The following is a 13769-nucleotide window of genomic DNA, read 5'->3' on the forward strand; positions in this document are numbered from 1 at the left end:
CACTGATTATTGCTGGTTATTAACTGTTTTAATAAAGCTCTCACTGTCTACCAGGTAGGACGCATTGGTCGCCACCGTCCACTCGGCCACCGGTGTAAGAATTTGTATCATCCCTTCCACGGCTGCACCGGTAGCCACTTCAAAAGGTCTGAATACATTATCTTCTTTCCGGAAGACCACCGCCTTGTTGCCCAGTCGCCATACGGCCTCCTTCGGTACCCACCATCCTCCGGTGTACATCACGGGGATATAAGCCGTGAGCAATTGCCCGGGCTGCAGCCCGGAATGATCAAGGTACACGCGGCCCAGGGTGAAGTTGCTGCCATCACGGAATACCGGTTCAATCAAGCCGATGATAGCGGGTTGCAAGGGTTTTTTGTCGCCCGCCGGGTGAAACAACAGCTGCTGTCCTTGCCGGATATTGGCCACGATATGCGAGGGAAAGGAGAACTCAGCTACGAGGTTCTGCGCCTGGTAAATAGTGAACAGCGACTGTCCCGCGCTCACATATTGTCCTTCTCTCAACAACACCGGGCTGGCTGCTGGTGCCGCGGGAGCGGGAAGGGGGCTGGCGTTGCTACCTCCCTCCATGCTCCCCATTCCATCCGAAGAAGCGGCGGGAGTAGCAGTAGCAGCAGGGGGTGTGGTGACAGCTGCCGTTTTCTCCAGGATATAGCCGTCACTGTTACTATACACCGGCACACGATACAGGATATTCCCTGTTTTTAATACCTGTTCTATTTGCAACGGTGGCATCCCCAGTAGTTGTAGGCGTTGCCTTACAGCAGGAAGCAGCTCCGGTTGCTGCCCGGCTACGTATAGCAGTTCCCGTTGCACCGCTGCCAGGTCGGGCGAGTACACTTCCATAATGAGTTGTCCCTTTTTCACCGGCTGGTAATTATATTTAATGAGCAGCCGTTCTATCCGGCCAGCCACCCTGCTGGCAATGCTGGTTTCATGACGGGTATCGTAGGTAACTACGCCATAGGCAGCCAGCGAATGAAGGCGACTGCCGCTTTCCGGCCTGGTAACCGGGATGCTGGCAATGACCTGTCCATTCACCGGCCGGGCCAGCCGGGCAATGTTGTTGTCTATCACCGGTTCCTGGTGCCCTTCTGTATGCGTTGCTGCTCCCGGTTGTGCATGGCAGGCCACCAGGCCCCATGCCATCAGCACCATTACGGGCAGGAGACTAACGATATAACTGTTTCTCATAGTCTATAATCATTTCATAGAGTTTTAATTTTTCATCCAGCAGGCTGGATTGCATCATGGTGAGCGCTTCCCAGGAATCGATCACGTTGCTCAACGCCAGCTTGTTTTCCTGGTAGTTCAGGAAGTTGGCGTCCAGCGTTTGTTGCAAAGCCGGGATGATTTTCGCTTCCATTGCCGCAATCCGTTGTTGCATCGACTGTATCTCATACTGCATCCCATAGAGCATGCCCTGTGTTTCCTGCAGCATAGCCGATTTCTCTTTTTCCATTGCCTGTACATTGTACTGCATGGCCTTTATTTCCGACCTGTACATCCTGGACGACCAGGGGACAATAGGGATGCTGACCATGCCCATGACGCTGAAGGCTTTGGGCATCATATCTCCCAGGGGCGACATATGATCAAACCTGATCCTGAAATCGGGCTTTTTCTCCCGCTGCATACTTTCAATGTTCAATTGCATGGAACGGATGCTCTCATTCATTTTAAGTACATCTTTCCTCACGGTAGCCAGTGAAGCGGTGTCGTACGCGGGGGCGGCCTGGAACTGCAGCTGATAAGTAGTATCGATATCAAAAGCCTGGTTGCCGGGCGCATTCATCAGGCTATTAAGCCAGGACCTGGCTTTGGCGATACTGCCTTCCTGCATGCGGATCATGTTGCGGTTGTCTTCAATTTTTGCATTGGCCTTAAATACACCGATTAATTGAGATTGATTGTACGGATACCTTACTTCTTCTATTTTCTTCATCGTTTGCATGATTTTTTCATTTTCATGCAATACACTTATCCGTTGTTGCGCAATGAGCCAGTTTACATACAATCGTTTGGCCTGTGCTTTCAGCTCATTAAGGGTGATAGCCCTGGTGGCGTGTTCAATGTTTCCCTGCGAGGCAATATATCGCTTCCTGGCATTGAGTTTGGCCGGGTTGGGAATGTCCTGCTCCAGCTGTAGCATCAGACTGCCTTTGTCGCGTTCATCCATCACTTTTTGGCCGGGATAGGGCGTCATAAAGGTACCTATGCCTACCATGGGCGCCATCCACGCGGTGGCGGCGGAAGCGCGCTGCTGGAAACCGGCGGCTTTCAGGTCGTACGATTGCAGCAGGATATTATTGTTGTCTACCCGTTCTAGTATCGTATCCAGCGATAGCACCGGCGCACTTTGCGCCAACAGCGGCAGGGGCGCTGCCCCCAGCAGCACTGCCAGGATATGTTTAGTGATGTGTTTCATGAATTTCCAGTTTACCATACTTGCGCAATTCATATTCTTTCGACATTAAAAAAATCAAGGGAGTTACCAGCAGGATATGGGTGGAGGAGGTGAGTACTCCGCCTATCATGGGCAATACAATGGGCTTCATCACATCGGTGCCTACACCGGTGGCCCACAATACGGGTACCAGTCCAAACAACGACACACATACTGTCATCAGCTTGGGCCGCAGGCGTTTCGCTGCGCCATATATCACATATCGCCGCAGGTCATCTTTCGTAATGGTGGCAGCCGAATTACCCTTCAGCTGCACCAGCTGTTGCATGGCGTCGTTGAGGTATATCACCATCACAATACCGGTTTCCACGGCAATGCCAAACAAAGCGATGAAGCCCACGGCTACGGCCACCGACAGGTTTACGCCCCAGAAATAGATCATATAAGCCCCGCCGATAAGTGCAAACGGAACGGTAATCAGGCTTAAAAACGCTTCCCGTATGGAGTGGAAAGCAAAATAGAGAGAGAAGAAAATAATGACCAGCACCACCGGCGCAATCCACATCAGCGTTTGCTGTCCCCGTATCAGGTTTTCGTATTGCCCGCTCCACTCCAGGTAGTAGCCGGCAGGCAGTACGCCTTTCGCCTGGCTCATCTTGTCAACGGCATCTTTTACGGTGCTGCCCAGGTCGCGGCCGCGCACATTGAATAATACGGCGCCGCGCAGCATCGCATTTTCGGAGGTGATCATCGGCGGGCCATCTACAAATTTTACATCTGCTACGGCCGACAAAGGCACTTCCCCGGAAGCTGCCGACATCAGCGGAATGCGTTGTATACGCTCCACGCTGTTACGATATTCTTGTGCTAAACGCACGCTGATCGAAAAACGTTGCCGTCCTTCTATAGTATTACCTACGGAAGCACCTCCCAGCGCCGTTTCTACAGTTTGGTTTACGTCGTTGGCAGTAAGTCCATAGCGTGCCAGGTCGGCTCTTCGTATATCTATGCTGAGATATTTACCACCCGTCACTGGCTCTACATAAAGATCCATAATGCCAGGTGTTCCTTCCAGCACCTGCTTTACGCGCTCCGACACGGCGGCAATGGAGTCCAGGTTTTGTCCGTATACCTTCACGCCTACGTCGGTACGAATACCAGTAGCCAGCATGTTGATACGGTTAATGATAGGTTGCGTCCAGCCATTTACTACACCAGGAATCTGCAATTTGGCATCCAGCTCGTTGATGATATCTTTTTTGGTTTTTCCTTTCCGCCATTGCGACTGTGGCTTCAGCATGATAATGGTTTCAATCATGCTGATAGGAGAGTTGTCAGTAGCCGTGCTGGCGCGGCCGGCTTTCCCCAATACCTTATCTACTTCCGGTACTGACTTAATGATTTTATCCTGCACCTGCAGGATGCGCTTGGCCTCTGCATTGGAAATATCCGGCAGTGTAACGGGCATAAACAAAATGCTTTGTTCATCGAGGGGTGGCATAAACTCGCTACCCAGGCTCTTTAACAAAGGAATCGTGATCACGAGTGCAATGATATTAATGGCAATGGTGGTTTTTCGCCATTTCAGTATAACTTTTATCACCGGTTCGTATACACGTTCCAGTACCCGGTTAATGGGGTTATCATGATCGGGACGGAATTTACCTTTCATGAAAAAAGAGATAAGCACCGGCGCCAGTGTAATCACCAGCAGGGCATCTACGATCATGATAAACGTTTTCGTATAGGCCAGCGGGTGGAACAGCTTGCCTTCCTGCCCCGTTAACATAAATACCGGCAGGAACGAAGTGATGATAATGATGGTGGCAAAGAAAACGCCCCGCGACACCTGTTTGCTCGACTGCTCAATAACCTGCAATCGTTCCTCCTCGGTAATCCACGAAGGTGTTTTTTTGAATATTCTTTTGATCAGGTTCATGATTTGCTGATTTATGCTTGTTGTTTTTCCTGCCATTGGGCGTATTTTTCCGCGAGATGCTTATAAGCGTTTTCACTCATAATGATTCCGTTGTCTACGATCACACCAATGGCCAGTGCGATGCCGGTGAGCGACATGATATTGGACGAAATGCCGAAGGCGTTCAACAGGATGAAGCTGGCAGCCAGCGTAATGGGAATTTGTATAATGATGCTCAGGGCGCTGCGCCAATGAAAGAGGAATAGGATGACCACCACCGATACCACGATCATTTCTTCGATCAACGTGTGTTTAATGGCATCTACCGATTCCCGGATCAGTGCGCCGCGGTCGTATACGATGTCGAATTTTACGCCATCCGGAAACCCTTTGGCCACTTCTTTCATCCTGGCTTTTACTTTATCAATCACGGCATCGGCATTTTCACCATAGCGCATTACCACGATGCCACCTACACGCTCTCCCTGCCCATCCTGGTCAAAGATGCCCAACCGGGTTTCGCCGGTCATTTGTACAGTGGCTACATCGGCGATCCGTATAGGGATATTGTTCTGGGTTTTTACCGGGATATTTTCTATCTCCGCCACCGACTTCAGGTAGCCGGATGTTTTGATAATATAGCCAATGTCGCTCAGCTCAAACTTGCGGCCCCCGGATTCGTTGTTATTGGTTCGGATGGCATTGAGCACGGCAGCTACCGGTATCCGGTAGTAAAGCAGCTTATTGGGATCTACCGTGATTTGATATTGCTTTTGAAAACCGCCAAAGGAGGCAATTTCACTGACACCTGGTACATTTTGCAGGGCAAATTTGATATACCAGTCCTGCAAGGCACGTTGTTCGCCCAGGTCCATTCCAGGTGCGTCAAGAGTATACCAGAGAATATGCCCTACACCGGTACCATCGGGCCCCAGTTGAGGCGTTACACCGGCGGGCAGGGTGCTGGCAACCGTGCTAAGCCGCTCCAGTACCCGCTCCCGGGCCCAGTAAATATCAACATCATCCTGGAAGATGACATAAATAAAACTCATTCCAAACATAGAGGAGCCACGTACATACTTGATGCGTGGAAGTCCCTGTAAGTTGGTGACCAGCGGATAGGTTACCTGGTCTTCTATCAGCTGGGGGCCTCGTCCCATCCATTCTGTAAAAACGATGACCTGGTTTTCCGAGAGGTCGGGGATGGCGTCAACGGGATTCTTTTTGACGGCGAAAATCCCCCAGGCAAACAAGGCAGCTGCCATTACCAGTACAATAAACCGGTTGCGCAATGACCATTCAATAATTCGATGTACCATATTTGTTCATTTCGAAAAAGACATAGATAGCCTGTCATCCGTGCCTATAGGCCGGAAGAAGGGAATGCTATAAACGTAGCAGGAGCTGATGGCGTACAGGAAGATAAATAAAGGGAGTACGCGGGACTAACGGGGAATCAGATACGAAAAGTACAGTGCAGGATATGGGAAGGCACCTTGTTACTTCGCGGCGGTGCATGGGTAAGCGGAAATGAGGTGGCCAGCGGGTTAATACCGGCCTGTGAAAATTCGAAGGTAGCCAGGGGAGCGGCCGCTGTAGCCAGGTATTTGAGCGCGACATCATTCTCCGCCACTTTATGATCCTTCTCCAGTTTTAGTGTTTGATGTTTATCTTTACAACAGGGCTTCGCGCATGCTTTTTCGACTTTGGCCACACACTTATTGCAGGGACTATCCTGGTGCCAGAATTGTACCGTTACCAGCTTATCCATGCAGTAGTGCAGGTGGAAAGTGGCGCCTGTAGAAGAACCCAGGTAGAGAATAGCCAGCAGAAGTGTGAGGACCTTTTTCATGCAATACAAAAGTAAGGGTAGGAACAGCGCCTTTTGTTACATAATTTTGGGGTAGTTTTATATTTTATTGTGATGGGCCCGGCAGGTAGGTATTTCGCAATATTTAACCACCTATCTGCTCATTTTAACCTGACAACGCTTTATTGACGTTTGTTACCTAAATTTAACCGGTAATATTTAATCATCCATAAAACCATTTTGACGGTGTTTTCACAGGAAACTTATATCAACAGGAGAAGCCGGCTGCAAGCCGATATAGGCGGTGGCATTATTTTGCTACCAGGAAACGACGATAGTGGCATGAACTATAAGGATAACATCTATCCCTTCCGGCAGGACAGCTGCTTTTTGTATTTCACGGGTATCGACCAGCCGGGACTCACGTTTGTTATGGATATAGATAATAACCGGGAGATCTTATTCGGCGATGAACTAACCATCGAAGCAATTATGTGGACGGGGCCGGTGGAAACGATCGCCTCCCTGGCTGCTAAGGTGGGCATTAAAGATGTACGACCCACTTCCGCCCTGCCCGACTTCCTGGCCCGTGCCCGCAGCAGTAAACAACCCGTACATTTTGTGCCTCCCTACCGGGGCGATACCACCGTTAAACTAAGCGAGTGGCTGGATATCCCGGTGGCTGCGATTCCGCAACAGGTATCGGTAGCGCTCATAAAAGCCATTGTGCGTCAACGCGCTATTAAAACAGCCGAGGAAGTACATGAAATAGAAATGGCCGTAAACACTACCATCGATATGCAGTTGAAGGCCATGGAGCTGGCGGCGGCAGGCGTTACCGAAATAGCGATTGCAGGCGGCATCCAGGCAGTGGCTATTGCCGGCGGAGGAAATATTTCTTTCCCGGTAATCCTCACCGTTAACGGACAAATTCTGCATAATCACCCGCATAATACGCCTTTGCAAAACGGGCAACTGGTACTGTGCGATTGTGGTGCAGAAAATGCCATGCGCTATGCCGGGGACCTGACACGTACGCACCCGGTCAATAAGAAATTTACCACTGCCCAAAAGGAGATTTACGACATCGTACATCATGCCTATCAATCGGCCGCCGATGCGGTGAAACCGGGCATACGTTTTAAAGACGTACACCTGCTGGCCTGCGAAAAACTGGCGGAAGGCCTCATAGCTTTGGGGCTGATGAAAGGTAATGCGGCAGAAGCGGTAGCGGCCGGGGCGCACACGCTGTTCTTCCCCTGTGGCCTGGGACATATGCTGGGACTCGATATTCACGATATGGAAAACCTGGGCGAAGAATATGTGGGCTATACCGATACCCTGCATAAAAGCAAGGAATTTGGCCTTAAATCATTGCGCCTGGGAAGAGAGCTGGAGGAGGGCTTTGTACTGACTATTGAGCCAGGCATTTACATCAACCCGATGCTCAACGACGCGTGGCAGGCAGCCGGTAAACATACTGCCTTTATCAACTACGAAAAACTGGCGGCCTATAAAAATTTTGGTGGCGTGCGCGTAGAAGATAATTTCCTGATCACTGCCGATGGAGGCCGCAAACTAGGCAGGCCTTTTGCAAGCACGGCCAATGAAATAGAACAACTGATTGCCCGCTAAATAATACCACGATATGAAAAAACAACTTTGGGCGTTGCTGCCATTGATACTATTTGCCTGCACCATGCGTATGCCAAAAGCAACAGATAATGGGAAAGCGACCCTCGATAAACTCGCTGAAAAATATGTGCGGTTGGGATTAGCCATCGGTCAATATGATCCGGATTTCGTAGATGCTTATTATGGTCCGGATTCGTTGAAGCCGGTGACCGGCAAATCCATCACCTTTCCGAAAGATAGCTTTCTGAATGCAATAAGAAACCTGAGACTGTTGCTGGACGACGTAGCTAAAAACACAACAAATGATACCATCCATACCCGGGCAAACTGGATGGACACACAACTCACAGCCTTCAGCCGGCGTATTCAAATCATCACTGGTGTGTATGCACCTTTCGATGTGGAGTCGAAAGATTTATTCGATGCCATGGCGCCTGTTTACACGGAATCACATTACCAGTCACTGATCGCCTCACTGGATAGCCTGTTGCCCGGTAAAGGTCCGGTGGCTGACCGATTCCAGCAATTAGCCAACCACTTTATCATTCCTAGAAATAAACTGGATACCGTTTTTAAAACGGCGATAGCGGAAGCGCGTAAACGTACCTTATCGCATTACCAGTTGCCGGCAACAGAAAGCTTTACCCTGGAATATGTAACCGGTAAACCCTGGATGGGCTATAACTGGTACAAAGGCAATTACAATAGCCTGATCCAGGTAAGCGCAGATGTACCGATTTTTATAGAGAAAGCCATAGATCTTAGCTGCCATGAGGGATACCCCGGACACCATGTCTATAATACGTTGCTGGAAAAGAATCTCTACCGCGACAAAGGATGGGTGGAAATATCGCTGTACCCGTTGTTCAGCCCGCAATCGCTGATTGCGGAAGGCAGCGCTAACTACGGAATAGAGATGGTTTTCCCCGGTGAAGAGAAAGTTGCGTATACCCGTGATGTATTGCTGCCACTGGCAGGCCTGGATACCACCGGTATCAGCACTTATTTTAAAGCATTGGCCATCAAAGGTACACTCAACTATGCACGTAACGAAGTGGCCAGGGGCCTGGTAAATGGCACCATGTCCGACTCCCTGGCGAGCAGGTGGCTGCGCGATTATACGTTGCTCAATGAGGCATCTGTAGCCAAAGGCATTCAGTTTATTAAAAAGAACCGGAGCTACGTTATTAATTATAATTACGGACAGGACCTGGTAAAGCAATACCTGGATAACCACTACGGCCAGCAGCCGGATAAAAGATGGGAGGGCTTCGGTTACCTGCTAAGCAACGAAATGACGCCTAAAAACCTGCTGCAATCGGGAAAATAGCATTGAACAAAAATCACTGTCATACATCCCATACCATTACGGTATGGGATTTTTTTATTACAGTAAGAAGTATAAAAAACGATATCGGGTTAATATCGGCAAAGAAGCTATCAATTTTGGCGTATACTATCCAGGAGTATTCTTCTAAATTCGTATATAACAGCAGCATTCGAACAGCGCCACATTTCCGTTTATGAAAGTCCTTGCAGGACACGGTGTTTCAACCAAAACAGAATCAGATCAACGGTGTGAATTTTCTATGACCCACAGACGAAAACCCTTATCTCCGATTCTCCCCGTCGATTTATCAGCTCATCTGTAAAACCATTTTTATGAAGTAAAATTTTTGCTCCTTATTCATACAGCTGCATGTCGGCTGTAGTAGTTTTACCGGTAGCAGGTTGCTACCGGCAGGAATTCTTTTACCCTTATGTTTAAATCGTTTATATGTCACAGTTATCTCAACGGATAATAGCGGCACTGCTTTGCCTCCTGGTGAATGGAGGAGTAGTGGCGCAGCAAAAAAATGCGCCGGCTCCCTCGCCCGACCACTGTTCGTCTTCCAGGGCTATGCAGGAGCTGTATAAAAAGCATCCGGCCTCCTTGCAGGCTGCCCGTAAACAGGAAGCCTATATCAGCAGTATCGTAGCTAAAATGCGGGAACAACGGCGTACCCTGGCTACCTAGGCGGTACAATATACTATCCCGGTAGTATTTCATGTCAACGATCCGGTAAATCCTTATAAGGTAACCATGGAGCAGATCCGTTCTGCTATGGATATCCTGAACCAGGACTATAACCTGGCCAATGCGGATTATTCCCAGATTGATCCCCGCTTTATCGGCCTGGCCGCTAACCTGCACATTACCTTTCGCCTCGCCGATATCGACCCGCAAGGGAATCCTACTACCGGTGTAACCTATCACTACAATGACCTGGACGGCCGTTCCCCCGACGGATCCGGCGCCGCGGTGAAAAGCGTTTCCTACTGGCCATCGGAAAAATACCTCAATATCTGGATCGTCAGCGAGGTAGAACAGAAAGGTGTGTATAATAATTCAGGCTGGACCTATCTCCCCGACGACTGGGTAGCGGCCAATCACCTCGACGGGGTAGTCTATAACTGGCGTTACCTCGGTGCACCCGGTGTAGGTTGTTCTGAAAACGGTTACCCCTATATGAAACGGGTACTGACCCATGAAGTAGGGCATTTCCTTAACCTGCAACATACGTTTGAAAACGGGTGTAATGCACCGGGAGATGAGGTAGATGATACGCCGCCTACCTTATCAAACTATGGCGGGTGTAATGTCAATGCCAACTCCTGCGGTCCGGTGGCTAACGTAGAAAACTACATGGACTATTCCTCCTGCACCAAGATGTTTACCATCGGGCAGAGTGACCGGATGCTGGCAGCATTGACTAACACCGTTGCCCATCGCAATAACTTGTGGTCGGCCGCCAACCTCGCGGCTACCTTGCTACCAGATACTGTAAAAAGACTGGTGCCCGGGTTCACCTTATTCAATGAGAGCGACGTGAATAATGGTGCGTTAACAATGGCGGATACCCTGAAATTGCTGGGCGGCGCCACGTTTACACTTAGCAACGGCAACCTGGTGCAGGGCACACACTTCACGGTGCAACAGCTGCCGGCCGGCCTTACGCCGGTGATACAGGTGATGAACAGTACTACCGCTGTATTGTCTTTCACAGGCAATGCCACGCAGCATAGTGCGGCCAACAGCACTGACAGCGTAAAGATTACTTTCCTCAACGCCGCCATCCAGGGCGGAGCAGGCGCCTTATACCGGTCATATATTAACCTGGGTATTCATTTCATAGATCCGTATAAAATCGTGTATCACGATATTTCCGATATCGTGATTAACAGTACAAATATCTGGACCTACTTCAGTTTCAACGTAGGAGACGGTGATTTTGGCGGATGGCTCAACAGCGGCAAACTCAGGTTGGAAACCTATCAGAAGGCAGCTGTTTGCGAAGGAAGCTCCCGGAACATTGTTCCTCTGCCGGTGAATACGCTGATCGGCGATACGTCTAACTTTGTGGCCGGTGGCGCTTATCCCGATGAACACGATGTTTACAGCAATGCCTATACGAAATGGGCAGGCAAAACGGCTTATATAGGCGTTAAATTTACGCTGAATGGCAAACCGCGCTATGGATGGATCCGCATTACAGTAGCCGCTGATGGCAGCAGCTATGTGATTAAAGACTACGCCTGGAACCAGGCGCCCAATGGCAGCATTGCCGCAGGTAACGCCGGCGCACCCACGCTTTCCTGGTCCAGATCACAATTCCGCGAAGCATTGGCTAACAACGGCGCCTTCAGCGATACCGCCGAAGTGGGTATCCTTGGCAACACCTTTGCGATCAGCAGCGGTAACTTTACCCGCAATACCCATTATACGGTCAGCAACCTGCCGGCAGGACTAGGTGTGGAGCTGAAAGCGCTCAACAATACCACGGCACGTTTAGCCTTTACCGGTAGTGCCACCAGTCACACGGCCGCTAACAGTGGAACTGTTACCATCAATATATTGCCCGCTGCCTTCAGCAATCAACAGCCGGCCGACAGCAGCCAGAAGCAATTATCACTCAGCTTCCGCGATCCATATACTATTAAGTATGTGGACGTAAACGATACGGTGTATACCATTAACGCCACCAACAACTGGTATTATTTCCTGGTAGATAATATCCCCGAAGCGGCCTATGGGCTATGGTCCGACAGTGGGAAGCTCCGGCTGGAAACCTATCAGCAGCCTATGGTTTGCGATGGGACCACCAAAAATATTTCCCTGCTGGCGCTGAATACCATTATCAGCGATACTTCTCATTTTGTGGCAGGTGGGGCTTATCCCGACGAACATAACCTGGTAACCGCTACCTATACCGCATGGAAAGGTAAAACAGCTTATGCCGGCTTTACCTTTACGGCTGGTGGCGAGCATTTCTATGGCTGGTTCAGGTTTAAAGTAGCGGCTAACGGTAGCAGCTATACGCTGATGGACTGCGCCTACAACACCATGCCGGGCGGCAGCATCAAAGCCGGTCAGTCGGCCCCGGCAACCGCCGACACCAGCGTTAACGTACAGGACTATTGCACCGCCAGCACCGCACTGAACTATAACACCATTACCCGGGTACGGTTGGCCAATCTTGATAACAGCTCCCAATGGGACGGGTACAAAGATTTTACCGCCCAATCGGCTACTGTCGCAGCCGGCGGCTCCTACCAGCTGCAGATCAACCTGGCCGTGGAATACTGGCCGGATATCTCGGTAGCGGCATGGGTAGACTGGAACGGGGATAGACAACTCAATGATACCACGGAGAAAATATTTGTTAAACGGGGCAGCGGTCCATTTACCCAAACCATCACCGTGCCGGCCAATGCTAAAACCGGCGCTACCCTGCTCCGGGTAAGAATGGGATATGGCAGCAATGTGAAACCCTGTGGAGTAGACTCCTACCAGGGAGAGGTAGAAGATTATACCATCAAAGTGACAGGTGGAACTATGCTGGTTAAAAAACTGGATGCCAACACCAATACCAATCGGCTGAATGCTACCAGTCCATTTACCAATAAAATCAATATCACCTACCAGTCACTCGTAGCGGGTACAGTACTGGTGCGCATGTATGATGTGAATGGCTATATACAGAAGGAACAACAAAACCAGGTGGTGAAAGGAAACAACCATATACAGCTGGACAACCTGTCGCTGCTGGGCTCCGGCATTTATATCATTGATATTTCCAATGGTACAAGTCATCGCACTACCAAGGTAGTGAAGTAGGGTGTGGATGCTGCTGCAAAACAGGTGGTATAGCCTTTCGGTTTTACCACCTGTTTTTTTACGTAGTATATATATTGATAGTACAAAGGTTAAAATATGTATACTTGAGGTTAATTTTTACATAGGTTACTCACCGGAAAAATAATACTTTGGCGGCTCATAACCTGTTCCCGGTGGCCTTGTCTTCTCCACATAAAAATATAGCACCTTTGCCTGTGCCTGACAGCAAGCCTGCTGCCGGAGAAGCTCTTGCCGTTTTCTGGACCGAATTTCAACAACATAATGAACACGGCTTGTATAAGATCTATCATGAACTGTACGATAACCTGTATCATTACGGAATATCCGTGGTCCTGGATCAGCAAATGGTAAAAGAAGCCATCAACGACGTATTCGTAGAGCTGTGGAAGAAACGGGAGCAGCTGATCGTGCCGGATCATATCCCTAATTATATCTTTATCTGTTTCAAACGCCGCCTCAGCAAACTGTTAGGCAAAGAGCATAAGCGCTCTGCCAAATATGCCGGACAGCTGTTCCAGGAGCCGGAAGAGCAGTCGTACGAGGCAGTGCTTATCGGCATGGAAGCCGATACACAGCTACGCCATAAAATGGAAAAGGTGCTGGCCCAGCTAACAGCCAGGCAAAAAGAGTTTATCCGCCTGCGTTTTTATGAAAATATGAGCATGGAAGAAATATCCCTTAAAACTTCCGCCTCTGTACGTACTATTTATAATACCCTGCATACCGCTATGGTACAGCTTCGCAGGATTTTGTCCTTCTTCTCACTCACCTTATTGTGGTATTTAGTAAAATAATTTTC

The 13769-nt window shown here is 49.5% G+C and carries 10 protein-coding genes; 5 read left to right on the forward strand and 5 right to left on the reverse strand.

All coding sequences use genetic code 11. The features are described 5' to 3' along the window. Window positions 1–6 precede the first annotated feature (6 nt). From FHW36_RS08510 to FHW36_RS08530, 5 genes are all read right to left on the reverse strand, one after another. Entirely contained in the window at window positions 7–1215 is a 1209-nt protein-coding gene (locus FHW36_RS08510; protein WP_145665644.1) for an efflux RND transporter periplasmic adaptor subunit, read from the reverse strand. Continuing rightward, window positions 1193–2449 (reverse strand): TolC family protein, encoded by a 1257-nt coding sequence (locus tag FHW36_RS08515; protein ID WP_145665648.1) that lies wholly within the window; start codon window positions 2447–2449, stop codon window positions 1193–1195. Before FHW36_RS08515 ends, FHW36_RS08510 begins: the two co-directional genes overlap by 23 nt. Further along, on the reverse strand, window positions 2433–4367 hold the full coding sequence (locus tag FHW36_RS08520) for an efflux RND transporter permease subunit (RefSeq protein ID WP_145665651.1): 1935 nt from the start codon (window positions 4365–4367) through the stop codon (window positions 2433–2435). The genes FHW36_RS08515 and FHW36_RS08520 overlap by 17 nt, the downstream gene beginning before the upstream one ends. An 11-nt stretch (window positions 4368–4378) precedes the next feature. Continuing rightward, window positions 4379–5665 carry an efflux RND transporter permease subunit gene (locus FHW36_RS08525; protein WP_145665655.1) on the reverse strand — a complete coding sequence of 429 codons (1287 nt, stop codon included), beginning with the start codon at window positions 5663–5665 and terminating at the stop codon, window positions 4379–4381. Between the two features lie 137 nt (window positions 5666–5802). Then, window positions 5803–6198 carry an HYC_CC_PP family protein gene (locus FHW36_RS08530; protein ID WP_145665658.1) on the reverse strand — a complete coding sequence of 132 codons (396 nt, stop codon included), beginning with the start codon at window positions 6196–6198 and terminating at the stop codon, window positions 5803–5805. Between the two features lie 204 nt (window positions 6199–6402). On the opposite strand from FHW36_RS08530, the gene FHW36_RS08535 reads away from it, so the two are divergent. The 5 genes from FHW36_RS08535 to FHW36_RS08555 all read left to right on the forward strand — a co-directional run bounded on the left by FHW36_RS08535 (window position 6403) and on the right by FHW36_RS08555 (window position 13764). Then, window positions 6403–7791, forward strand: coding sequence for an aminopeptidase P family protein (locus FHW36_RS08535; protein ID WP_145665661.1), 1389 nt, complete (start codon window positions 6403–6405; stop codon window positions 7789–7791). Between the two features lie 13 nt (window positions 7792–7804). Then, window positions 7805–9121 carry a hypothetical protein gene (locus FHW36_RS08540; protein WP_145665663.1) on the forward strand — a complete coding sequence of 439 codons (1317 nt, stop codon included), beginning with the start codon at window positions 7805–7807 and terminating at the stop codon, window positions 9119–9121. Between the two features lie 447 nt (window positions 9122–9568). After that, window positions 9569–9808 carry a hypothetical protein gene (locus FHW36_RS08545; protein ID WP_145665667.1) on the forward strand — a complete coding sequence of 80 codons (240 nt, stop codon included), beginning with the start codon at window positions 9569–9571 and terminating at the stop codon, window positions 9806–9808. Between the two features lie 66 nt (window positions 9809–9874). Next, window positions 9875–12949: a M43 family zinc metalloprotease gene (locus tag FHW36_RS08550; protein WP_145665669.1), complete on the forward strand. Its 3075-nt coding sequence runs from the start codon at window positions 9875–9877 to the stop codon at window positions 12947–12949. Between the two features lie 149 nt (window positions 12950–13098). Then, window positions 13099–13764, forward strand: a complete 666-nt coding sequence (locus FHW36_RS08555; RefSeq protein ID WP_145665671.1) for an RNA polymerase sigma factor — start codon at window positions 13099–13101, stop codon at window positions 13762–13764. The last annotated feature ends 5 nt before the right edge of the window (window positions 13765–13769 follow it).

This window comes from Chitinophaga polysaccharea (assembly GCF_007829335.1).
Taxonomy (GTDB): Bacteria; Bacteroidota; Bacteroidia; order Chitinophagales; family Chitinophagaceae; genus Chitinophaga; species Chitinophaga polysaccharea_B.